The 22,809-nt window shown below is 63.4% G+C and carries 19 protein-coding genes; 9 read left to right on the top strand and 10 right to left on the bottom strand.

All coding sequences use genetic code 11. The features are described from left to right. Positions 1-51: 51 nt before the first annotated feature. Positions 52-936 carry a tRNA glutamyl-Q(34) synthetase GluQRS gene (gene gluQRS / locus M0D67_RS19130; protein WP_154562169.1) on the top strand — a complete coding sequence of 295 codons (885 nt, stop codon included), beginning with the start codon at positions 52-54 and terminating at the stop codon, positions 934-936. A gap of 116 nt (positions 937-1,052) precedes the next feature. Here gluQRS and M0D67_RS19125 read toward each other — a convergent pair whose 3' ends face one another. From M0D67_RS19125 to purT, 6 genes are all read right to left on the bottom strand, one after another. Further along, on the bottom strand, positions 1,053-2,540 hold the full coding sequence (locus M0D67_RS19125; protein ID WP_097393560.1) for a DEAD/DEAH box helicase: 1,488 nt from the start codon (positions 2,538-2,540) through the stop codon (positions 1,053-1,055). Positions 2,541-3,030: 490 nt separating this feature from the next. Continuing rightward, complete coding sequence (locus M0D67_RS19120) at positions 3,031-4,467, bottom strand: aldehyde dehydrogenase family protein (RefSeq protein WP_154562167.1); 1,437 nt, start codon at positions 4,465-4,467, stop codon at positions 3,031-3,033. Positions 4,468-4,551: 84 nt separating this feature from the next. After that, entirely contained in the window at positions 4,552-6,204 is a 1,653-nt protein-coding gene (locus M0D67_RS19115; protein WP_154562165.1) for an acetolactate synthase large subunit, read from the bottom strand. 283 nt (positions 6,205-6,487) lie between these two features. After that, positions 6,488-6,856: an MliC family protein gene (locus M0D67_RS19110; protein WP_154562163.1), complete on the bottom strand. Its 369-nt coding sequence runs from the start codon at positions 6,854-6,856 to the stop codon at positions 6,488-6,490. A 111-nt stretch (positions 6,857-6,967) separates the two neighbouring features. After that, positions 6,968-7,180: a DUF6726 family protein gene (locus tag M0D67_RS19105; protein WP_154562161.1), complete on the bottom strand. Its 213-nt coding sequence runs from the start codon at positions 7,178-7,180 to the stop codon at positions 6,968-6,970. Positions 7,181-7,311: 131 nt separating this feature from the next. Next, positions 7,312-8,526, bottom strand: coding sequence for a formate-dependent phosphoribosylglycinamide formyltransferase (gene purT, locus M0D67_RS19100; protein WP_154562159.1), 1,215 nt, complete (start codon positions 8,524-8,526; stop codon positions 7,312-7,314). Between the two features lie 171 nt (positions 8,527-8,697). Between purT and M0D67_RS19095 the strand changes: the two genes are divergently transcribed. Both M0D67_RS19095 and M0D67_RS19090 read left to right on the top strand, forming a co-directional pair. Continuing rightward, complete coding sequence (locus M0D67_RS19095) at positions 8,698-9,237, top strand: META domain-containing protein (RefSeq protein WP_266239395.1); 540 nt, start codon at positions 8,698-8,700, stop codon at positions 9,235-9,237. Positions 9,238-9,359: 122 nt separating this feature from the next. Next, on the top strand, positions 9,360-13,097 hold the full coding sequence (locus M0D67_RS19090; RefSeq protein WP_266239394.1) for a DNA translocase FtsK: 3,738 nt from the start codon (positions 9,360-9,362) through the stop codon (positions 13,095-13,097). Between the two features lie 106 nt (positions 13,098-13,203). On the opposite strand, the gene M0D67_RS19085 is transcribed toward M0D67_RS19090, so the two are convergent. Continuing rightward, positions 13,204-14,499, bottom strand: coding sequence for a lactonase family protein (locus M0D67_RS19085; RefSeq protein ID WP_266239393.1), 1,296 nt, complete (start codon positions 14,497-14,499; stop codon positions 13,204-13,206). Between the two features lie 271 nt (positions 14,500-14,770). On the opposite strand from M0D67_RS19085, the gene M0D67_RS19080 reads away from it, so the two are divergent. Next, positions 14,771-14,923, top strand: a complete 153-nt coding sequence (locus M0D67_RS19080) for a DUF3096 domain-containing protein (RefSeq protein ID WP_154559008.1) — start codon at positions 14,771-14,773, stop codon at positions 14,921-14,923. 265 nt (positions 14,924-15,188) lie between these two features. Here M0D67_RS19080 and M0D67_RS19075 read toward each other — a convergent pair whose 3' ends face one another. Next, positions 15,189-15,434, bottom strand: a complete 246-nt coding sequence (locus M0D67_RS19075; protein WP_054035019.1) for a hypothetical protein — start codon at positions 15,432-15,434, stop codon at positions 15,189-15,191. 229 nt (positions 15,435-15,663) lie between these two features. Between M0D67_RS19075 and M0D67_RS19070 the strand changes: the two genes are divergently transcribed. Beyond that, positions 15,664-17,544 carry a glycoside hydrolase family 15 protein gene (locus M0D67_RS19070; RefSeq protein WP_154559007.1) on the top strand — a complete coding sequence of 627 codons (1,881 nt, stop codon included), beginning with the start codon at positions 15,664-15,666 and terminating at the stop codon, positions 17,542-17,544. A gap of 179 nt (positions 17,545-17,723) precedes the next feature. Continuing rightward, positions 17,724-19,001, top strand: a complete 1,278-nt coding sequence (locus M0D67_RS19065) for a polyhydroxyalkanoate depolymerase (protein ID WP_154559006.1) — start codon at positions 17,724-17,726, stop codon at positions 18,999-19,001. 119 nt (positions 19,002-19,120) lie between these two features. On the opposite strand, the gene M0D67_RS19060 is transcribed toward M0D67_RS19065, so the two are convergent. Beyond that, the gene (locus tag M0D67_RS19060; RefSeq protein ID WP_154559005.1) at positions 19,121-19,753 is read right to left on the bottom strand and encodes a TetR/AcrR family transcriptional regulator; all 633 of its coding nucleotides are present in this window, start codon (positions 19,751-19,753) and stop codon (positions 19,121-19,123) included. Between the two features lie 385 nt (positions 19,754-20,138). On the opposite strand from M0D67_RS19060, the gene rsxB reads away from it, so the two are divergent. The 3 genes from rsxB to M0D67_RS19045 all read left to right on the top strand — a co-directional run bounded on the left by rsxB (position 20,139) and on the right by M0D67_RS19045 (position 22,263). Then, positions 20,139-20,963 carry an electron transport complex subunit RsxB gene (gene rsxB, locus M0D67_RS19055; RefSeq protein WP_168435593.1) on the top strand — a complete coding sequence of 275 codons (825 nt, stop codon included), beginning with the start codon at positions 20,139-20,141 and terminating at the stop codon, positions 20,961-20,963. Positions 20,964-20,983: 20 nt separating this feature from the next. After that, positions 20,984-21,628 carry an endonuclease III gene (nth, locus tag M0D67_RS19050; protein ID WP_154559004.1) on the top strand — a complete coding sequence of 215 codons (645 nt, stop codon included), beginning with the start codon at positions 20,984-20,986 and terminating at the stop codon, positions 21,626-21,628. A 200-nt stretch (positions 21,629-21,828) separates the two neighbouring features. Next, positions 21,829-22,263, top strand: a complete 435-nt coding sequence (locus tag M0D67_RS19045) for a DUF1841 family protein (protein WP_154559003.1) — start codon at positions 21,829-21,831, stop codon at positions 22,261-22,263. 136 nt (positions 22,264-22,399) lie between these two features. Here the strand turns inward: M0D67_RS19045 and M0D67_RS19040 are convergent, their stop codons facing one another. Beyond that, positions 22,400-22,783 (bottom strand): c-type cytochrome, encoded by a 384-nt coding sequence (locus M0D67_RS19040; RefSeq protein ID WP_154559002.1) that lies wholly within the window; start codon positions 22,781-22,783, stop codon positions 22,400-22,402. Positions 22,784-22,809 lie beyond the last annotated feature (26 nt).

The raw sequence follows: 22,809 nt of genomic DNA, 5'->3' as shown, positions 1-22,809 counted from the left end.
GGGTCCCTCAGTTGTTCATCGTATTTGCGCATCAACACACCGATCGAACCCATGACCTATCGTGGACGCTTCGCGCCGTCGCCTACCGGGCCCTTGCATTTCGGCTCACTGGTGAGCGCGCTCGCAAGCTGGCTGGACGCGCGCGCGCATCGCGGCGCGTGGCTGGTGCGCGTCGAAGACATCGACGGGCCTCGCACCGTCCCAGGCGCGGCCGAGGAGATTCTGTCCACTCTCGAACGCTTCGGCATGCACGCTGACGAGCCGCCCGTCTGGCAAAGCCATCGTATTGCGCGCTATCAGGAAGCATTCGAGCAATTGAAAGTTGGCGGCCTGGTCTATCCATGCGGCTGCACGCGCAAGGAGATTGCCGACTCGCTGCTGCATGCGCACGCGCGCAACACCACGCTCGCCTACCCTGGCACCTGCCGCAGCGGCCTGCATGGCAAACCGGCGCGCGCATGGCGCCTGCGCGTACCCGACGGCGATGCCGCGGTGATCACATTCGAGGACCGCTGGCAGGGCAAACAGACGCAGAACCTGGCCACCGAGGTCGGCGACTTCGTCCTGAGACGCGCTGACGATCAGTGGGCATACCAACTGGCGGTGGTGGTCGACGATGCGGACGCGGGGATTACGCATATCGTGCGCGGCGCGGACTTGATGGATTCAACAGCGCGGCAGATCTACCTGCAGCGTTGCCTGGGCGTGCCGACGCCGGAGTATTTGCACGTACCGGTGGTCACGAACGATGAGGGCGAAAAGCTCAGCAAGCAAAACGGCGCAACTGCGCTGGACAATGACAAACCGTTTGAAGCGCTGAGCGCAGCCGCTCGTCATCTGGGGCTTGGATTAGACGGGACTGCGCATACTACGCTAGAGGGTTTTTATGCAGCCGCGACGGCAGCATGGGCGCAGCGCACGGGCGTGCGAGTGTGATGGCAGCGAGGCGTAGCGGCCGCCCCGAACAGAGGCAGCGCCAGTGAACCGCGCAGAAAGGAAGCGCTCAGAAAAGAAACACTAAAAACAACAAGACCAAGGCAAAAAGCCGGGCATCAGGTAGACGACGGCGACTTCCTCGGCATCCCAAACCCACCGAGCAACGCAGCCAACGGCTGCTTGGAAGTCGACTTCTGCGGAGCAGCAGCAGACGAGGCAGCCGCCTCTTCAACCTTCCTCACAGACGCTGCCGAAGGCTCATAAGGCTTGAGGAAGAAATCATCCACAGGCTGCGCACGATGATGATGCGGCCGATCGAACGAACCCGAGGACGAAGCCCCCGAACGCCGGCGACCGCCCCGCTCGTCGCGGCCCTCTGCACGGCCATCCACGCGCTCGCGCCGCGGCGGACGCTCTTCATGGTGATGCCGCACCGGCGTATCGACAGTCAGGTGTTGCACTTCCAAAGGCCGCTTGATCAGCTTCTCGATGTCGGCAAGCTGCTTGCGCTCATTCGGGCTGCACAGCGACAACGCATCGCCGGAAGCCCCAGCACGCCCGGTACGGCCAATCCGGTGCACATAATCTTCCGCATTGAACGGCAGATCGAAATTGATCACGGCGGGCAGCTCGGCAATGTCCAAACCGCGCGCAGCGACGTCGGTCGCCACCAAAGCCTCGATCTCGCCACGCTTGAACGCATCCAGAGCCTGCATCCGTTCATTCTGGGTCCGGTCACCGTGAATCGCCGTAGCGATCACACCGTCGCGCTCCAGGCTGCGCGCCAGCCGGCTCGCGCCGATCTTGCTGTTACAGAATACGATTACCTGCTTGAGGCCGCGGTCGCGAATCAGCTTAACGACAGCGCCGGTCTTGTCGCCCTCGGCCACTTCATAAACGATCTGCGTCACATTGGTCGCAGTCGAATTGCTGCGCGCGACTTCGATGGTCTGCGGGTCGCGCAGATACGTGGCGGCCAGTTTCTTGATTTCGCCCGAGAACGTAGCCGAAAACAGCAGCGTCTGACGTTCCTTCGGCAGCAGGTTCAGGATGCGCTGCAAATCCGGCAGGAAGCCCATGTCGAGCATCCGGTCGGCTTCGTCGAGCACGAGGATCTGCACCTGGCCGAGATTGGCGGTTTTCTGTTGCACGTGATCGAGCAGACGGCCTGGCGTCGCGATCAGAATTTCGACGCCGCGGCGCAGTTGCTCGGACTGCGGATTCATATCGACACCGCCGAACACCACGGCGCTGCGCAGCGCCGTGTGCTTCGCGTACGACTGCACGTTCGCCGCCACCTGGTCGGCCAGTTCGCGGGTCGGCGTGAGGATCAGCGCGCGCACCGGATGGCGGGCGGGCGATGCGCTCGTGCTGGCCTGCGGCAGCAAGCGCTGGATGATCGGCAGCGAGAAGCTCGCGGTCTTGCCGGTGCCGGTTTGCGCGGCACCCATCATGTCCCGGCCGGCCAGCACGACGGGAATCGCCTGCTCCTGGATCGGCGTAGGGATGGTGTAGCCCGATTCTTTGACGGCTTTCAGGATGTCGGGCGCGAGACCGAATTGATCAAAAGTCGCAGTACTGGGCGTGACGGCTGTGTCGGACATGGTGGCTTTCGCTAAAAATGCGCTTGGCGCGGTGCGCGCGGCAGCGGTCGGAACCGCAGAGGGCATCAGGATGAAGGCGGAGCCACGGCGTTCCGCACGGGACCCGTCAGTATTACGGGAAAAATGCGGCCGGCTCCGGCCGGCGGAAACACCCGCCGGAAAGGCCGGTATTGTAGCACTTCAGCAAAAACACTCATGGCGCATCTGCCGGCTTTCTGCTTACGTCGACGAAAGCCGGACGGCGAGCCGCTCACCAGACCGTCGGTGCCGGCTCCGAAAGGCGGCCTGCGAGGGTCGGACCGCCTCGCTGGCAGCGTAGTGCGCGCGTGCGACAGATGCATGACAGTCCGGCTCAACCCGACCCTGCCACAGGATGCCCGAACGAGGGGGCACGGACCACCGCACACCACGACGGGGCCCGAATCCCTGTAGATGAAGCACAGCCCCGGCAGGCGCCCGCATCATCGTCGTGCGCCGCCGCACCGCCCCGTCACCACGTCTCGCGCATCACCATCAAACGCATCTCGGTCATATCCTCGATCGCGTAGCGCACGCCTTCGCGCCCGAGCCCGGAATCTTTCACGCCGCCATACGGCATGTTGTCGACCCGGAACGACGGCACGTCGTTGATCACCACGCCGCCCACGTCGAGCAGATCCCACGCGCGGTGCGCATGGGCGAGCGAATCGGTGAACACGCCGGCTTGCAGGCCGAAGTCGCTGTCGTTGACAGTAGCGAGCGCCGCGTCGAAATCATCGAAACGCTCCAGAATCGCGACCGGGCCGAAGGCTTCCTTGCGGTAGAGGTCAGTGTCGCGCTTCACGCCTTCGAGCAGCGTGGCCTCGAACATCGCGCCCTCCACCCTGCCACCGGCGACGATCTTCGCGCCCGCCTGCACCGCGCTTTCCATCCAGCCGGCGAGACGATTGGACTCCGATTCGGAGATCATCGGCCCGACAAAGGTCTTCTCGTCCTTCGGATCGCCCATGATCAGCGACTTCGTCTTCGCGATCAGCTTCTCGCGCAGGGCATCGTAAATCTTCGCGTGCACCAGAATCCGCTGCACGCCGATGCAACTCTGCCCCGACTGATAGAACGCGCCGAACGCCAGCCGATCGACCACATAGTCGAGCTTGCCGCCCTGATCGCCGTCGACGATCGCCGCCGCGTTGCCGCCCAGTTCCAGAATCACTTTCTTCTTGCCGGCCTTTTTCTTCAGTTCCCAGCCCACCGCGGGCGAGCCGGTAAAGGACAGCAGCTTGAAACGTTCATCGGTGGTGAACAGATCGGCACCGTCGCGATGCGCGGGAAGAATCGAGAATGCGCCTTTCGGCAGGTCGGTTTCCGCCAGAATCTCGCCCATGATGAGCGCGCCGACCGGGGTGCGGCTCGCCGGTTTCAACACGAACGGCACGCCTGCCGCGATCGCCGGCGCGACCTTGTGCGCGGTCAGATTCAGCGGAAAATTGAACGGCGAGATAAACGAACACGGACCGATCGGCACACGCTTCACGTAGCCGTGGTAGCCCTTCGCCCGCGGCGAAATCTCCAGATTGATGATCTCGCCGTCGATGCGCACCGACTCTTCAGCCGCCACCTTGAACGTGTCGATCAGACGCGTGACCTCGCCCTTCGAGTCGTTGATCGGCTTGCCCGCTTCGATACATAGCGCGAGCGCCAATTCGTCGTAACGCTCGCGAAACCGCTTCACGCAATGTTCGAGCACGGCCTGACGCTTGAACGGTGGAAACGCGCGCATTGCCGGCATCGCTTCGACGGCATAGCCGATCGCTTTGTCGATCGCCGCCGCGTCCGCCATCGCCACGCGGGTCGCCACTTCGCCGCTGAATTTATCCGTGACTTCGAGATCCGTGTTGGCCGCCACCGCAATGTTGGCGAGGTAGTACGGGTAAGTCTTGTTCAACATGACGCGTTCTCCTTGATCCAATGCCTGACATCAGCCATGCAGCCGGCAAGTGCTATGTCTCGTTGCCGCACATGGCCGCACCATTCATAGTTGGGCGCTCAGCCGCTTGATCTCGCGATTCAGCACACGCTCGTTGTCCGAGTAGTCGATCGGCAGATCGATCACATGCACACCGGGCGTCGCGAAACATTCGCGCAGCAGCGGCGCGAATTCCGCGGCCGATTCAATGCGATGCCCCTTCGCGCCGTAACTCTGCGCATACGCGACGAAATCCGGGTTGCGCAGCGTCATGCCGTAGTCCGGAAAGTTCATGTTTTCCTGCTTCCAGCGGATCATGCCGAACGCGTCGTCGCGCAAAATCAGGACCACCAGATCGAGCTTCAGACGCACTGCCGTTTCCAGCTCCTGCGAATTCATCATGAAGCCGCCGTCACCGCACACCGCCATGACCTTGCGGTCGGGGTGCACGATCTTGGTCGCGATCGCCGACGGCAAGCCGGCGCCCATCGACGCCAACGCGTTATCGAGCAGCAGCGAATTCGGTTCATGCGCGCGGTAGTAGCGCGCGAACCAGATCTTGTACATGCCATTGTCCAGACACACGATGCCGTCCACCGGCGTGGTCTCGTAGACGTCGTTGACGATCCGCACCGGGTACATCGGGAAACGGTCGTCGTGCTGGCCTTTGACCAGATGCTCCTCGAAGTGCTGCTTGATCTCCTTGAAACGCGTGAAATCCCAGTGTTCCTGACGCTCCTTGAGGCTTTCCTTGAGCTGCCACACCGCGTTGGCGATATCGCCGACCACCTCGATCTGCGGGAAATACACCGTATCGACTTCCGCGCCGAGAAAGTTGACGTGAATCACCGTCTTCTCGCCGGCGTCGCCACTGCGCATGAAAAACGGCGGCTTCTCGATCACGTCGTGGCCGACATTGATGATGCAATCCGCGTGGTCGATTGCGCGGTGCACGAAGTCACCGTCGGACAAGGTGGCGTTGCCGAGCCACATGGGATGCGATTCGTCGATCACGCCCTTGCCCATCTGCGTCGTAAAAAACGGAATGCCGATCTGGTCGACGAATTCGCGCAACATCTTGGTGGTGGTCTTGCGGTTGCCGCCCGCGCCGATCATCAGCAAGGGATGCTTCGCTTTTGTGATCGCCTCGACCGCGCGCGCCACGGCCTTTTCCTCGGCAACGGGGCGGCGGCTGAAGCTCTTCGGAATCGGATGGCCGTCGCCCTCTTCGTGCGCAACGTCTTCAGGCAATTCGAGGTGCGTGGCGCCCGGCCGTTCTTCCTCCGCCTGACGGACCGCTTCGCGCACCGCGGCCGGAATGTTGGCGATCGACACGATCTGCCGCGTGTACTTGGTGAGCGGCTCCATCATCCGCACCACGTCGACGATCTGAAAATGCCCCTGCTTGCTCGATTTGATCGGTTTTTGCCCGGTCACCATCAGCATCGGCATGCCGCCCAACTGCGCGTACGCGGCAGCGGTCACGAAGTTGGTCGCGCCCGGTCCGAGGGTGGCCAGACACACGCCGGTGCGACCGGTGAGGCGTCCATACGTGGCGGCCATGAACCCGGCCGCCTGCTCGTGACGCGTGAGAATCAGACGAATTTTCGAGCGGCGCAGCGATTCGAGGAGATCGAGATTTTCTTCACCCGGGATGCCGAACACGTACTCGACACCTTCGGCTTCCAGCGATTTGACGAACAGGTCCGATGCTTTCATGGAGGGTCTCGCTTGATGAAACGGACGCGGGCCATGAGCCCGCCCGTTGAAGTCCAATATCGGACGATCGAAGACGACGACAACCGCGCGAGCCAAGCGCCGCCTGACATAACGGCGATAGCGACGACACGGGCGACAGCAATGGCAGCGGACACAGCGGATGCCATGCCGGACAGCTTACTACTCGAACGGAAAGGATGCGCGCAGGCGGGCAGCGCCGCAAGGCAGAGACAAACGTAAGGCGAGGCAGGCGGCGTGTTGGAAGAAAGCCGCCGCATCATGCTCAGCGATTGATGGTGACGCAGTCGGACAGCATCGGCGGGGCGTTTTCGCCGTCCGTCGCGTCGTAGAGATCGGCGCGCGGACCCTTGGTCCACCAGGTGTAGCTGCCGGCCTGATACTTCGCGCCGGAAGCCGAGATCGTGTTGACGAACAGCAGTTGCTGGCCCTTGACAGGCACGAGCGCGAAGCTCTGGCCGTTCGCCGTGTTCCAGTAGGTCACTTGCAGAATCTTGCCGGTCGCGCAGGTGTATTTATGCGTCTGGCGATTCTTCGCCTGAATATCGGCGAGGTTCGATGGCGCGGCCCATGCATTGCCGTACAGCGCCGCAAGACCCGCTGCCGCGGTGACTGCAACAAGCCATTTCTTCATTCGATGCCTCGATTGTTGTTGCACATCAAGCGTGGGCGGCGCGCCTTGCGTTGCGGCTGTGTTGCACGCCCGGACCGCTCATGACCCCATCGCGAACCGGTCGTGGATTGCTTATGGATCGATCACCTCGGCGCAAGCGTCGGTCGGCGCGGCGGCGACGTGCCCGACCAGCGGCACGATCTTCAGTCCAGCCGACGCCACCCGGCACGGCGCAGCGGCGAGGCCGCACCCTGTCATCCCCGCACACAGCGCAAGTATCACACCCAGTGCGCCGAGACGGCCGAAGCTTCCAGACCGCATGTTCTTGCGGGATTCCAGGGGCATACGTACCTCTACTTCAACAAACTTCAATGAGTCGGGTTTCGCGCGCGGCGGGTTTGCGCGGCGCGCGGGTACTTCACACTTCACGGCACATCGACACGCTGCAGCGCCGCAAGGCAGCGCTTTGACGCGCCTTACTTCGTGGAAACCGGCCGCACCGCCGCCGCGGCCTGCTTCGCGCGCGAGCGTGCTTCTTCGGTCGTCTCGCCAGTGGCCAGCGCCACGCCCATGCGGCGCTTGACGAAGCTCTCCGGCTTGCCGAAAAGCCGCAGATCCGCATTCGGCACGGCCAACGCCGCCGCGACACCTTCGAAAGCGATCGCCGTTTCGTCCAGTCCGCCGTAAATCACCGCCGACGCGCCCGGCGCCCGCAGCGACGTATCCACCGGCAAACCGAGAATCGCGCGCGCATGCAGTTCGAACTCCGAGAAGCGTTGCGAGCACAGCGTGACCAGACCGGTATCGTGCGGACGCGGACTCACTTCCGAGAACCATACGTCATCGCCACGCACGAAAAGTTCCACACCGAACAGGCCCCTGCCGCCCAATGCCGCTGTGACCTTGTGCGCCACTTCGCGCGAACGTTCCAGCGCGAGCGGGCTCATCGGCTGCGGCTGCCACGATTCGACGTAGTCGCCCGCCACCTGCACGTGCCCGATCGGGTCGCAGAAATACGTGCTGACTTCGCCGCTCGCCGGATCGATCGCGCGCACGGTGAGTTGCGTGATTTCGTATTCGAAGTCGATAAAACCTTCGACGATCACCCGGCCGTGATTCACGCGGCCACCCGCCATCGCATATTGCCAGGCGGGTTCGACGTCCGCGTCGCTCTTCAGCACCGACTGCCCCTTGCCCGACGATGACATCACCGGCTTCACGACGCACGGATAGCCGACTTTGGCGATGCCCGCGCGCAGTTCCTCGAGCGAATCGGCGAACGCGTACGGCGAGGTCGGCAGGCCGAGTTCTTCAGCGGCCAGACGGCGGATGCCTTCGCGGTTCATCGTGAGTTGCGTGGCGCGCGCGGTGGGGATCACTTCGGCGAGGCCGTCGGTTTCGATGGCGGCGAGTGCATCGGTCGCGATGGCTTCGATCTCGGGGACGATCAGGTGCGGACGTTCCTGTTCGACGAGCGCGCGCAAGGCGGCGCGGTCGGTCATGTCGATCACGTGCGAGCGATGTGCGACCTGATGACCCGGCGCGTTCGGATAACGGTCGACGGCGATCACTTCGACGCCCAGCCGTTGCAGCGCGATGATCACTTCCTTGCCGAGCTCGCCGGCGCCGAGCAGCATGACGCGCGTGGCGGATTCAGAAAGGGGCGTGCCGATCCGTTGGCCGATCTGCATGGGGTCTCCAGATAAAAGTCGGATGAGGGTGGGATTAGGTGGAACACGATGTTAACATGCGCACCCCGATGCGCACCCCGCACCGCACCCGATACGTCGACGTCGCGCTCGCGTGCGGCGTGCCGAGTGCGTTACCCTTACGCCTTCGCCAGTTTGAAGAGGACCGACGCCATGCTCCAAAGCTCCTCCGCGCGAGGTGTTGCGCGCTTCATCCCGTATGCGCGCACGGCCATCGCCGCGTTGAGCGTCGCCGCGCTATGCAGCGCGTGCGCCATCCCGAAGCACCCCGACTCGGAAGCCGCACCGCCCGATCCGTTCAACCCGGCCGCCACCCAGTTGCTCGACGACACCAGTTGGGTACTCACCGGCTGGAAACAGGCCGACGGCACGGCCCGCGCGATTCCGTCCGCGGATCAGGGCGCGCCGATCACGCTCGTGCTCTCCACCGACAAAGGCCAGCGCCACGCCAGCGGCTTTTCCGGCTGCAATCGCTACATGGGCTCGTATGCGCTGAAAGACGGCAAGCTAAACTTCGGCACCCTGGGCGGCACGCGCATGGCGTGCGCGACGCCGGGCGGCCAGATCGAAGGCTCGTATCTCGACGCGCTGAACCACATCGACCGCACTGGCGTGCAGATGCGCGCGCCGCAGCAGATGCAACTGGTGCTCGACAACGGCGACACGCTCACATTCGACCGCAGCGCCAAGTGATCGGTACGCGGTTCGTTCCATTTGGCGCAGGCATACTTGCGTCTGCCTTCGAAGCATCGGGCTTCGCCGGTTAAACTCGACGGATTGCGTTCTTGCGCGTCCGTCATACGTTGATGTCTAGTATGCACACGGTAGTTTTCGGCTGGTTCGGCGGGTCGGCCGTCTGGTTCATTCCTCTTTTCTGGCGCCTCGTGAAGTCGGTGCTGCCGGGCGGCGCAGGTCTGCGCGGCCCCGGCACGATCCGCCTTTGGCTCGGCTTCGTCTGCGTCCTGGTGGCAAGCTGCGCGCTGGAGGCGTCGTTGATCGGCGTGGCCGGCGTGAATGGCTTCGGCCATGCGCTGGCGGCGGGCTTCGGTCATCTGCTCGGACACATCGGCACGCCGCTCGCGGCGCTTGCCCTGCTCCTGATCAGCCTGCCCTGGCTGATCGACTTCCGCTGGCGCGACGTCGCCGTGTGGGCCGACGGTGCATTCGGCCTCGGCTTGTCCCGCGGCCTCGCGAAACGCGACGAGGAAGCGCGCCGCCATCGCAGTGTCGATGACGGTTTGCCGTCGCATATGTCGCCGTCCAGCAACACCATGGCGCCCAAAAGCAATGGACGTTATGCGCGCCCGACCGTCTGGCGGCCGCCGGCGAACGGCCGCAATGCGGCTGCGGCTGCCGGTGCGGCAGGTGCCGCCGCGGCCAGGGACGCAGCGGCGCGTGGCGCTGGAGCGAACTGGCGTGCCGGCGCAGTGAAGCCGCGCAGCCAGCACGCGCAAGCGGAGCCTGTGCTGCGTACGTCCGCCGCGACACCACCGCGCCAGGCGCCACGGCAAGTGCCGACGCAGACGACGACGCCGACACACTTGCAGAACGCGGACAGGACCGTATGGATGCCGGCCGAACCAGTCGCGCCGGCCGGATGGTTGCGTGATTCGGCAACGGCGCCGCGTGCGCCCGCATCTGCAGCCGGTTCGCCAGCGGGATCAGGAACGACAGCGACTCCGGCTCGCGATGGCGCATTGCAGGTTGGTCGGCGCTCTGCTGGAGAGCAACGTCCGGTGGGATCGTCGGGCTCGGGCGTGGCGGGTGTGGCGGGTTTCGGGGGCGCAGTCGCTGCGCCGGCTGCTGCAGGGCAAGCGGCGCACGCCTTCGCGGCAACGCGGATGGTGTCAGGCTCGGTAGCCGGTTCGGCGGCGAACGCCTCGGCTGACGCAGGCCGTCCGTCGACGGCGCCGGGTTCAGCCGCCAGTGCAGGATCTTCGGGAAGTCGCTCGACGGCTGCCCAGCAGCCGTTCTCGCCCGCTCCGCGCGCGAACCCCAACAACACGCCAGCGCAGACAACGCGGCATCCGGCTTCGTTCAGCGCACCGGCACCGAGCTATACACGGCCGATGGCCACCGCGCAGAAGGTCACGCCGCCCGCCAGCGTCCAGGAGACGCTTCGCAGCATCGCCGAAAACGCCGCGCGCTGGACCGACATCGCCGGCGTCAGCCTCGCGCGCAGCAGCGGCGCGGAAAACGCGATGGTCACGACGACTCTGGACGCTCTGACGGGTACCGAGCCACCGGTCGAGGCTGGGCAATCGGACGTAGCTTCGTCTTCACATGCGAACGAAGTCGAAATGGCCGCGGTGCCGGATGTAAGCGCGCCTTTGCAGGACGTAGTCGAGGCTGCGCCGGACCACCATGCAGCGACGCAATCGCCCGTCGAAACGCCGCGAATCGAAGACGCCTCTGAAGCGCCGGTCGAGGACGATACCGAGCCTGTCGTGCAATGGCCGATTGAACCGCCGGTTATCCAGGCGCCGTTGGTTGCGACACACACGCCAGCCACGCAGTATGCAGCGCCGGTGCCAACGCCAACGCCATTTCAAATCTTCGCAGCCCAACTGGAAGCCAGTGACGCGCAAACGGACGTGCCGCCGTTCGTCAAAGACGAACCGACGCAAGCGCACAGCGCGACGTCCGTGCCGGTTGCCGAAGTCGTCATCGAAAAACCGCTCGCGCCCTGGGAAACCAGCATCGATGCTGTCGCGCCAGTCGACGCGGCAATGACGAACGCCCCTGCCCTATCCGATGTATCGGACGTATTGGAAACAGTGGACGTAGCCGACGATTTGAACTCGTCGGCCGCCTCGGACGCTTCGGCCATCGTTGCCGCAGTAGAACCGCAAAGCGCCGTATCGCACGCGTCGAACGTGGTTCGTTTCCCTGGCTTCGCAGTTCAGGCAGCACCAGCGACCTCGGCCACCATCGTCGACGAACCCTCGACCGAGCGCACCGACCCTGCGGAGCCCGCTGAGCCTGTAGAACCCACCGAACCCACAATCCAGCGCACACCGCTGCGCGGCCACGCCCCCGCCAACGGCTTCGAATTCCGCGCGCCCGCGGCATCGATGGTCGAGTTGCCGACGCTCGATCTGCTCGCGCGCGCCGACACCGACGTCGAACCCGTGTCAGAAGAAAAGCTCATCGAAACCGGCCTGCTGATCGAGCAGCGTCTGCAGGAATTCAAGGTGCCGGTCACCGTGGTCGGCCATTCGGCCGGCCCAGTCATCACGCGCTTCGAAGTCGAGCCGGCGCTCGGCGTGCGCGGCAGTCAGATCGTCGGCCTGATGAAGGACTTGTCGCGCGGCCTCGGTCTCACGTCGATTCGCGTGGTCGAAACGATTCCCGGCAAGACCTGCATGGGCCTCGAGTTGCCGAATGCCAAGCGGCAGACGATCCGCCTGTCCGAAATCCTCGAAGCCAGCGTCTACCAGAACTCGCATTCGCAGTTGACGCTGGCGATGGGTAAGGACATCACCGGCCATCCGGTGGTCGCCGATCTGGCGAAGGCGCCGCACATGCTGGTTGCGGGCACAACGGGTTCGGGCAAATCGGTGGCGATCAACGCGATGATCTGCTCGCTGCTTTACAAGGCGACGCCCGAAGAAGTGCGGCTCATCATGATCGATCCGAAGATGCTGGAACTGTCGGTGTACGAAGGCATTCCGCATCTGCTCGCGCCGGTCGTCACCGACATGAAGCTGGCAGCCAACGCGCTGAACTGGTGTGTCGGCGAAATGGAAAAGCGCTACCGTCTGATGTCCGCGGTCGGCGTGCGCAACCTGGCCGGCTTCAATCAGAAGATCCGCGATACGGAAGCCAAGGGCAAGAAGCTCGGCAACCCGTTCTCGCTGACCCCGGACGCACCCGAGCCGCTCGCGCCGCTGCCGCTGATTGTGGTGGTGATCGACGAGTTGGCCGACCTGATGATGGTCGCCGGCAAGAAGATCGAAGAACTGATCGCGCGTCTCGCGCAGAAAGCGCGCGCCGCCGGCATTCACCTGATTCTGGCGACGCAGCGTCCGTCGGTGGACGTGATCACCGGCCTCATCAAGGCGAACATTCCGACGCGCGTGGCGTTCCAGGTGTCGTCGAAGATCGACTCGCGCACGATTCTCGATCAGATGGGCGCCGAATCGCTGCTCGGCCAGGGCGACATGCTGTTCCTGCCGCCGGGCACGGGCTACCCGCAGCGCGTGCACGGCGCGTTCGTCGCCGACGAGGAAGTGCACCGGATCGTCGAGTATCTGAAGCAGTTCGGCGAACCGCAATACGAGGAAGGCATTCTCGACGGCCCGGCCAGTGAAGGTGCGTCGCCCGATCTGTTCGGCGACACGCCGGATGCCGAAGCCGATCCGCTTTACGACGAAGCCGTCGCCTTCGTGGTGCGCACGCGGCGCGCGTCGATCTCGTCGGTGCAGCGGCAATTGCGCATCGGCTATAACCGCGCGGCGCGCCTCGTCGAGCAGATGGAGACGGCGGGCCTGGTGTCCGCGATGGGCATCAACGGCAGCCGTGAGGTGCTTGCACCGGGACCGGCGGAATAAACGGGACGGGCCGGTAGCCGCCAACCAAAGCCAGACAAAAAAACGGGTCGCTCGAAGCGACCCGTTTTTTATTCAACGCGTGGATTCAGATCGTCAGCAACCCACCTCACGACGGCGACACCAGCTTGAAGTCCACCGGCGAATCGATCTCGATACGTTTCGGATTCGCTTCGAGCAACCCACTCTGTTGATCGCGCTTGAACACATACACGGTGCCGCTGTTCTGATTGCCGACGATCAGCCAGTTGCCGGTCGGGTCGATCGCGAATTCGCGCGGCGACTTGCCGAGGCTCGACTGGTGCCCGATCTTCTTCAGATGGCCGTTGGCCGGATCAACCGAGAAGATCACGATCTCGTTCGCATCGCCGCGATTGGTGGCGTAAAGGAAGCGTCCGTCCGGCGACAGATGAATGGCCGCGGCGCCTACTGCGCCCTTGAAGCCGGGCTCGATCAGCGAACTCGTTTGCACCTGCGTGAGCTTGCCGTCGGCGTAATTGAAGGTGCTGACCGTAGCAGCCAGTTCGCTAGTCAGATAGGCATGCTTGCCGTCCGCGCCGAACTCCAGGTGACGCGGGCCCGTGCCTGCTTTTTCCTGGGTGTAGCGCCAATCGGTCGGGCCGAGCAGGCCGCGGCTGCCGTCCGGCGTGTAGCGGTACGAATACAGCTTGTCGGCGCCAAGGTCCTGCGCGAACAGGTAGTGACCGTCCGGCGAGAACACGGTTGAGTGAACGTGCGAGTTGTCTTGACGTCCCTTCACAGGACCGCCGCCTTCATGATGCACCGTGAGCACCGACGCGCCCACCTGGCCGTCCGCCTGCAATGGGAACACCGCGAAGCTGCCGCCCGGGTCGGCCGCCACCGAGTAGTTCGCGGTCAGCAGATATTTGCCGTCCGGCGACAGGCTCAGATAGCACGGGTCATTGCCGTCCGACGAGACCTTGTTGAGAAAGCTCAGTTGGCCGCTCGCGGCATCGAAGCGAAACGCGCTGATGCCACCGCGCTGCGTGGCCGGGCCGTTGTCGCCGGGCAATTCGTTGACCGCATAGACGAAGCGCCGGTCACGGCTCACCACCAGATACGACGGATTGACCGTCTGCGCGGCCGACACGCGGGTCGCTTCGCCTGTCTTCGTGTCGAAGCGATAGACGTACAGCCCTTCGCTCTTGCCAGCCGTGTAAGTGCCGACCAGCATGTCATAGACGCCATCGGCGGGAGCCGGGCCGGAATCTTGCGCAAACGCATGCGAAGCAACAATCGAGACCATGAGCACGAAACCTTTTATTATCGAGCGGGCGGAGCGCAGAGGAGCTGGCTGGCCGCCGCGCCATGAGGTGGATTGAGCAGCAGAAGGCAAAGGAGAGCTTGAGACAGCACGCATTGCAGCACGGTGACTACGAAGCATATGACCTCCTCTTCATCGGTTATTCGGTTGTAATGGTGTCTCTGGTCTGCCGCGCAATCGGTCGAATTGTTTTGTCGAGGCAAGTATAAAAGCGTTGCGTCGGATCATGCAGCGAATCCGGCGGGCCGCGTAGGCCGGGCCGCGTAGGCCGGGCCGCGTAGGCCGGGCCGCGTTCGGCTGGCCGGCCTGCCGGTTCATGCTTAGCAATTGTCCCGCCTGACGGGGCGTTTTTTTCAACCGCGTCTCACCCATCTCACACTACGGAGTTTTCATGAACGTCACACTCAGCCTGGGCCCGCTGGTTTCGTTGATCGCCGGCATTCTGATTCTCGTCATGCCGCGCCTGTTGAACTACATCGTCGCGCTCTATCTGATCATCATCGGCATCATTGGGATCTTCGGCATGGGGTCGTCGCACTTCTAGGCGGCGGCAGTCAGCCATGGAAGCTGCAAGAAGGGACGCACGACCGGGCGCAGTGCCGGCCCGGAAATGTCTCGCACGAACGGGGGGCCGGTGCGGGATATGGCGCGCGTACTGATAGCGGCTGTGGCAATGCAACACGTGGCACAGCGAAGCGGTACGGGCGCGACAGATTCGCATCGGACGCAATGCGCCAGATGCGAGACAACTGCGGACAGCCGCATTGCGCGAGCCCGCGCAATGGAGAAAGGCAGAAACGGAGAAACGGTCAGCCGTTCGAAAGCTGATCCAGCCGCAAACGGCCCTGCAACGACAATCCGCCGACGGCATAATGGCCGTCACCTTCCTGATGACGGCGGAAGCAGGCCCGTTCGATCAGAAAGGCCGCCGCAGCCAGCATTCCGTTGCGGCTCAGGCCCAGCCGGCCATGTTCGAGCGGCAACATCGAATCGTCAGCCAGTTCGCTGGCGGCGGAGAGAATTGTGATGCAATCGGATTTCGACGGGTTCAGCATTGCTTGGGTCCTCGAAAACGGCTTTTGCATGCGCCATGGGCAAGGCCGACGCATGATCCGGCGAACTCCGAGCATCGGCATGAAAATTGATTGTAGGCAGTGATTTGACAATTACCAACCCGCGTTTTGCCGCATTGCGCGCTGAACCAAAACGCATCGCGCGGGTCCGGTAACACAATGACCCCCAGCGCGGCGGCCTTCGCCTCGCCTAAAACAGACACGCTCCCCCATGCCCGCACTCATCGAAGACTATGCGCTCATCGGCGACGGCCACACTGCCGCGCTCGTCTCCCGCGAGGGTTCGGTCGACTGGCTCTGCTGGCCGCGCTTCGACTCCGGCGCGTGCTTCGCCGCCCTGCTCGGCACGCCCGACAACGGCCGCTGGCTGATTTCGCCAGTCTCCGATACGCCACCCACGATCACGCGCCGTTATCGCGGCGAGACGCTGGTTCTGGAAACCGATTTCGAAACGCCCGAAGGCGCAGTCACGCTGATCGACTTCATGCCGCCGGGCAACGGCTGGTCGGAGATGGTGCGGATCGTGGTCGGCAAACGCGGTACGGTGCGCATGCAGATGGAACTGGTGCTGCGCTTCGACTACGGTTTTTCGATTCCGTGGGTGGATCGCCTGAAGCACGACAGCGGCATCAAGGCGATCGTCGGCCCGGACACGGCCGTGCTGCGCACACCGGTCGAGTTGCACGGCGAAAACATGAAAACCATCGCGACGTTCACGGTGAGCGAAGGCGAGCGCGTGCCGTTTTCGCTGGCCTATGCGGCTTCGCATCTGCGCATTCCGCCAGGACGCGATCCGCACACGTCGCTTGCCCGCACCGAGAACCATTGGCTCGAATGGTCGGCGCGCAGCACGGTCGAAGGCAAATGGGCCGCGCAGATCCGCCGCTCGCTGATTACGCTGAAGGCGCTGGCGTACGAGCCGACCGGCGGCATCGTCGCCGCGCCCACCACGTCGCTGCCGGAACAGTTGGGCGGCACGCGCAACTGGGACTACCGCTATTGCTGGCTGCGCGACGCCACCATCACGCTGCTCGCGATGATGCGCGGCGGCTATTACGACGAAGCGCGCGCATGGCGCAGCTGGCTGGGCCGCGTAATGGCCGGCGCGCCGGATCAATTGCAGATCATGTACGGGATCGCCGGCGAGCGGCGCCTGCCCGAATTCGAAATCGACTGGCTGCCGGGTTATCAGGGTGCCAAACCCGTGCGGATCGGCAACAACGCGGTCGGACAGCGCCAGCTCGACGTCTACGGCGAAGTGATGAACGCGCTGCATCTTGCGCGCGTCGGCGGCCTGCAGGCGGACGACACTGCATGGAACGTGCAGCGCGCGTTGCTCAGCCATCTCGACACGATCTGGAAAGAGCCGGACGAAGGCATCTGGGAAACCCGTGGCGGCCGCCAGCACTTCACCTTCTCCAAGGTGATGGCGTGGGTCGCCTACGACCGCGCCATCCGGTCCGCCGAAATGTTCAAGCTGGAAGGCCCACTCGATGAATGGCGCGCAACCCGCGCGACAATCCACGCGGAAGTCTGCGCGAAGGCGTGGAATCCGGCGCTTAATGCGTTCTCCCAGTCCTACGGCAGCGATCAGCTCGATGCGAGCGTACTGCTGATGCCGTTGGTCGGCTTCCTCCCGCCGACGGATCCGCGCGTCAAGGGCACGGTGGCGGCGATCGAAAAGGACTTGATGCACGACGGCTTCGTGATGCGCTACCGCACCACTGAATACGACGACGGTCTGCCGCCTGGCGAAGGCACCTTCCTCGCGTGCTCGTTCTGGATGGTGGACAACCTGGCGCTGCAAGGCCGCATCGATGAAGCCGTCGCGATGTACGAACGGCTGCTCCGCCTCTGCAACGACGTCGGTCTGCTGGCGGAAGAGTACGATCCGACCGCGAAACGCCTGGTCGGTAATTTCCCGCAAGCGTTTTCGCATGTGGCGCTGGTGCACACCGGCCTGAACCTGATGAAGCACGAACAGGCGATGGCCCAGGCGACCGGGCAGCCACCGCATAACGGCACCATGACAGAGGAACTTGAGGCTGCGGCAACCCCGGATAGCGGCGCGGCGGCATCGTCAGTACCATGATTTAATGACAGTTTGCGCGCAGCCCGCGCGTAAATTGCTGCATTGCACAAGTACGCTTTGTTCAGTATGATCCAGCAGACTGTCGGCCGAAAATCAATGTGCCTACAACCAATACGGCCTGCCGCAACGCCACACGCGTGTTTGCCAAGCCCCATGCGAACCGCTTAAACGGAGCACCCATGCTCTACCAACTGCACGAATTCCAACGGGCGATGTTGAGCCCCCTTACCGCCTGGGCCCAGGCTGCGTCGAAATCGTTCGCGAATCCCGCCAGCCCGTTAGCCTATGTGCCCGGTGCCACACGCCTCTCAGCCGGTTACGAACTGCTCTACCGGCTTGGCAAAGATTACGAAAAGCCTGAGTTCAACCTTCATCAAATTGTCAAGGACGGTCACAACATTCCGATCATCGAACAAACGATCATCGAAAAACCGTTTTGCCGCCTGATGCGCTTCAAGCGTTTCGCGGACGACAGTGACGCTGTTACCCAATTGAAAGATGAGCCGGTCGTGCTGGTGTGCGCACCGTTGTCAGGGCACCACGCCACGCTCCTGCGCGATACCGTGCGCACGTTGCTGCAAGACCACAAGGTCTACCTGACCGACTGGATCGATGCACGCATGGTGCCGCTCGAAGAAGGCGAGTTTCACCTCGACGATTACATCGCTTACATCCAGGAATTCATCCGCCACATCGGCGCGAAGAATCTGCATGTGATCTCGGTATGCCAGCCCACCGTCCCGGTGCTCGCCGCCATTTCGCTGATGGCGAGCCGCGGCGAAGACACGCCGCGCACCATGACCATGATGGGCGGCCCGATCGACGCGCGTAAGAGCCCGACCTCGGTCAACTCGCTCGCCACGCAGCACTCGTACGAATGGTTCGAAAACAACGTGATCTTCACGGTGCCGCCGAGCTACCCGGGCGTGGGTCGCAAGGTTTACCCGGGCTTCCTGCAGCACACCGGCTTCGTGGCCATGAATCCTGAGCGCCACGCAGCTTCGCACTGGGACTTCTACCAGAGCCTGCTGCGCGGCGACGAAGACGACGCGGAAGCGCATCGCCGCTTCTACGACGAGTACAACGCCGTACTCGACATGGACGCGGACTATTACCTCGACACGATCCGCGTGGTGTTCCAGGACTTCAGCCTGGCCGAAGGCACGTGGGACGTCGCCGGCGAGCGTGTACGCCCGCAGGACATCACGAAGACCGCGCTCTTCACGATCGAAGGCGAGCTGGACGATATCTCCGGGGACGGTCAGACGTTCGCTGCGCAAGAGTTGTGCAGCGGCATTCCGGAGAAGAACAAGCGTCACTTCACCGCGGAAAAATGCGGCCACTACGGCATTTTCTCGGGCCGCCGCTGGCGCACCATCATCTATCCGCAGTTGCGCGACTTCATCCTCGAGCACAACAAGGCGCCGAAGGTAGCGAAGGAAAAAGTCGAAGCCTGAGCACCCCGCGCGCAGAGATAAACAACGGCCTCTTCTTCAGAGGCCGTTGTCGTTTCTGACGCCTGTTTTGCCGCTTTTTCGTCGCTTCTTATGCGGTCGATGCGCGATCGCGCTGCAGCTTACTTCCGCAACAGATACGCAAGCAGCAACTCGGTGTTCATCTGAATGAGTTCGCTGCGTTCGCCCGCACTGCTGAAATCGCGGCCGAGTGTCGCCTCGAGCGTGAAGCGGTTCGACACGATGTAGTAGCCCATGCCGGACAGCGTCACGTAAAAGCGCAGCGGATCGACGTTGGTGCGAAACAGCCCCGCGCGTTGACCCCGCTCAAGAATGCCGCCGAGCGTGGCGACAATCGGCGAAATCATTTCGCGGATGCGCGTGGACTTCTGCATGTAGCGTGCCTCATGCAGGTTCTCGTTATTGACGAGACGCAGTAACTCGGGATGATCGCGGTAGTAATCCCAAACAAAATGCGCGAGACGTGTCACCGCCTCGACCGGTGCGACACCGTTCAGTTCGAGCGTTCGTTCCGCTTCATTGAGCGCGCTGAATGCGTGCTCGAGTACAGCAGTGAAAAGCTGCTCCTTGCTACCGAAGTAGTAATAGAGCATGCGTTCATTAGTTTCCGCGCGGCGGGCAATCTGATCGACGCGTGCGCCGAACAACCCTCCATTTGCAAACTCTTCGGCCGCCGCAAGCAGAATGCGGCGCCGCGTGCCTTCAGGATCTCTTTTGATTTTCGGCTGATTCATGGTGGCATCGTCTTCGTGAGCCGCGTTATCCGGATCGCGCCGCCGGCCTCTCCTCGGGCCTTGCACCGACAGCACTGAACGGGCTGGTTGGGGGAACACCCTTATGCGGTCTTTCGAAAAAGCGCTTCGATTATGGCACATGGATTGCGGATGGCAATTGGGGAAATCGGCGATAATGTGCTATTTAGTTCAAGCCCAGCGCTTGCGCTTAGTTGCAGCCTCAGTTGCACAAATTCGCGCCTCTATTCGTGTCTGTATTTGCCTATATTGGCGCGTGTTTGCGCGCTTTCGCAGCGCTTTTGTGTTGCCCCGGCCTGCCGCGTGTTTTCCCTAATCCGCGCACGGCACGCCGTGCGGCCACGAGGCAAGCCCCAACGTCGTGACCGTGACCGATTCCAGAACACTCGCAGACCGCATCGAAGATCTGCTGCCCCAAACGCAATGCACGAAGTGCGGCTATCCCGCCTGCCGCCCGTATGCCGAAGCCGTCGCCCATGGCGAAGCCAACTACAACCAGTGCCCGCCGGGTGGTGCCGAAGGCATCGCGCGCCTTGCCGCACTGCTCGGCAAGCCGGTGATCCCGCTCAATTCCGCCAACGGCGTCGAACGGCCGCGCCCGTTGGCGGTTATCGACGAACAAGTTTGCATCGGCTGCACGCTGTGCATGCAGGCCTGTCCGGTCGATGCAATAGTTGGTGCACCGAAACAGATGCACACGGTGATCGCCGAGCTCTGTACCGGTTGTGACCTGTGCGTGCCCCCCTGCCCGGTCGACTGCATTGCGATGCCGCCGGTCACGGGCGAAGCAACGGGCTGGGACGCATGGAGCCAGAGCCAGGCCGACGCTGCGCGCGAGCGCCACAACCGGCGTGAAGCCCGTCTCGCACGCGAACGCGAAGCTGCGGAGGCGCGTGCTGCAGCGCGGCGAGCGGTCAGCAGCGCGCCCGCTCAGGTGATGGAAACCGGTGCCGCAGCAGCACCCGCCGCGCCTGCAGCGGACTCCGCCGAAGCGAAGAAACGCGCGATCATCCAGGCCGCGCTCGAGCGTGCACGCCAGAAGAAAGAAGAGTTGGCCGCCAAGGGCCAAGGTCCGCAGAACACCGAGCGCGTCAGCGCCGACGTGCAGGCGCAGATCGATGCCGCCGAAGCACGCCGCCGCCGTCTCGGACTCGCTGCGGACAACACCGACACTCCGCCAAAGAAGCGCTAACCCTTAACTCTACGCTGCGCATGAACGCGAACAAACGCCGCGCCATCTACGAGACGCTTCAGAGTCTCAACCCGCATCCCACGACCGAGCTCGAGTACACCACACCGTTCGAACTGCTGATTGCCGTGCTGCTGTCCGCGCAAGCCACCGACGTGTCGGTGAACAAGGCAATGCGCAAGATGTTCCCGGTCGCGAACACACCGCAGAAGGTCTTCGACCTTGGCGAGGAAGGGGTTGCCGGCTACATCAAGACAATTGGCCTCTATCGGACCAAGGCGAAGAATGTGATCGCAACCTGCCGCATTCTGCTCGACCAGTACGGCGGCGAAGTACCGGAGGATCGTGAGGCGCTCGAAAGCTTGCCGGGGGTCGGCCGTAAAACGGCGAACGTGATCCTGAACACGGCGTTCGGTCATCCGACCATCGCTGTCGATACGCATATCTTTCGGGTTGCGAATCGAACCGGGCTCGCGCCTGGCAAAGACGTGCGCGCGGTCGAAGCGGCGCTGGAGAAATTCACGCCCACCGAGTTCAAGCAGGATGCCCACCATTGGCTAATTCTGCATGGCCGCTATGTATGCAAAGCGCGCCGTCCGGAATGCTGGCACTGCGTGATCGAGCCGCTATGCGAATTCCGGCCCAAGACGCCGCCGCCGGATCTTTGAGGGCGATACCGTTCGGCGAGCGCACGAGCAGACGCCGCATCGCCGTGGCGCGTTGGTCCGGCGCGTACGCGGCACGCACTCAGTGCGTCCGCGGCCGCCGCCGCGCTTCGGTCCGTTGACGCGCCGCCAGCAAGCCGCCCTGCGTCGGCGTAAAATCACCCCCTTCCAACCCGCCTCACACCCAACGCACCGTTCCCACGATGTTCAATCCCAGCCGCGACGAAGTCCGCCAATTTTTCACCGACACCTGGCGCAAGCAGCGTCAAGGCGAGATTCTGACACCGCTCGAAGCGATCGCTGCCGACTGGATCGTCGAGCATCCGGAATATCACGCCGATCTCACCAGCACGGAAACCGCCCAGGCGCAGGACTACTCGCCCGAACGCGGCCAGACCAACCCGTTCCTGCATCTGTCGATGCATCTGGCGATCACCGAACAGTTGTCGATCGACCAGCCGCCGGGCATTCGCGCGGCGCACGAGCGGCTTGCTGCCCGGCTCGGCTCGACCCATGAGGCACAGCACGCGATCATGGATTGCCTCGGCGAAACCATCTGGGAGGCGCAACGCACCGGCACCCCGCCGGACACGGACGCGTATTTGCAGCGCATCGAGCGGCGCGCCACGCGGGACTGAGGCAATCCGGTCGACTATGGCGGCCAGCGGTTGCCAGCACGCCCGCGGAACTTGGCCCGGCACCAAACCCCAGCCCCAAAAGCACGACACCCCGCCGAAGCGGGGTGTCGTTCATTCTGAAAACAGCGCAGTGCGATTACTTCTTCTGCACCAGCGCACCGTCCAGCGATTCGATGTAGGCGGCGATGTCTTTCATGTCGCTTTGCGACAGGCTTTGTACCTGCGCCTGCATGATCGCGTTGTTGCGACCGAGGTGCGGGTTGCCGTTGCCCATCTGATACTGGCGCAGCGCCCAGTAGACATAGTCTGAGTGCTGACCGGCGAGCTTCGGATATTCCGGGCTCACCGGCTTGTTCAGGTTGACGCCGTGGCAAGCCGCGCAGTTGTGGCTGTCTGCCAGCACCTTGCCGTTGCCGGCGTCTGCGGCGTGCGCGACGTTCGCTGCAACCAGACCGATGACTGCCGCCGACGCGCATGCAGCCTTGAACACCGTGTGGAGTGCCTGTTGGGGCTTATTCATGAATTCTCCTATCCCGCGAATATAAA

Source organism: Paraburkholderia sp. SECH4, from assembly GCF_030511745.1.
GTDB lineage: Bacteria > Pseudomonadota > Gammaproteobacteria > Burkholderiales > Burkholderiaceae > Paraburkholderia > Paraburkholderia madseniana.
Note: the sequence above shows the minus strand (reverse complement) of the source record. Positions and strands in the feature narration are given on the sequence as shown.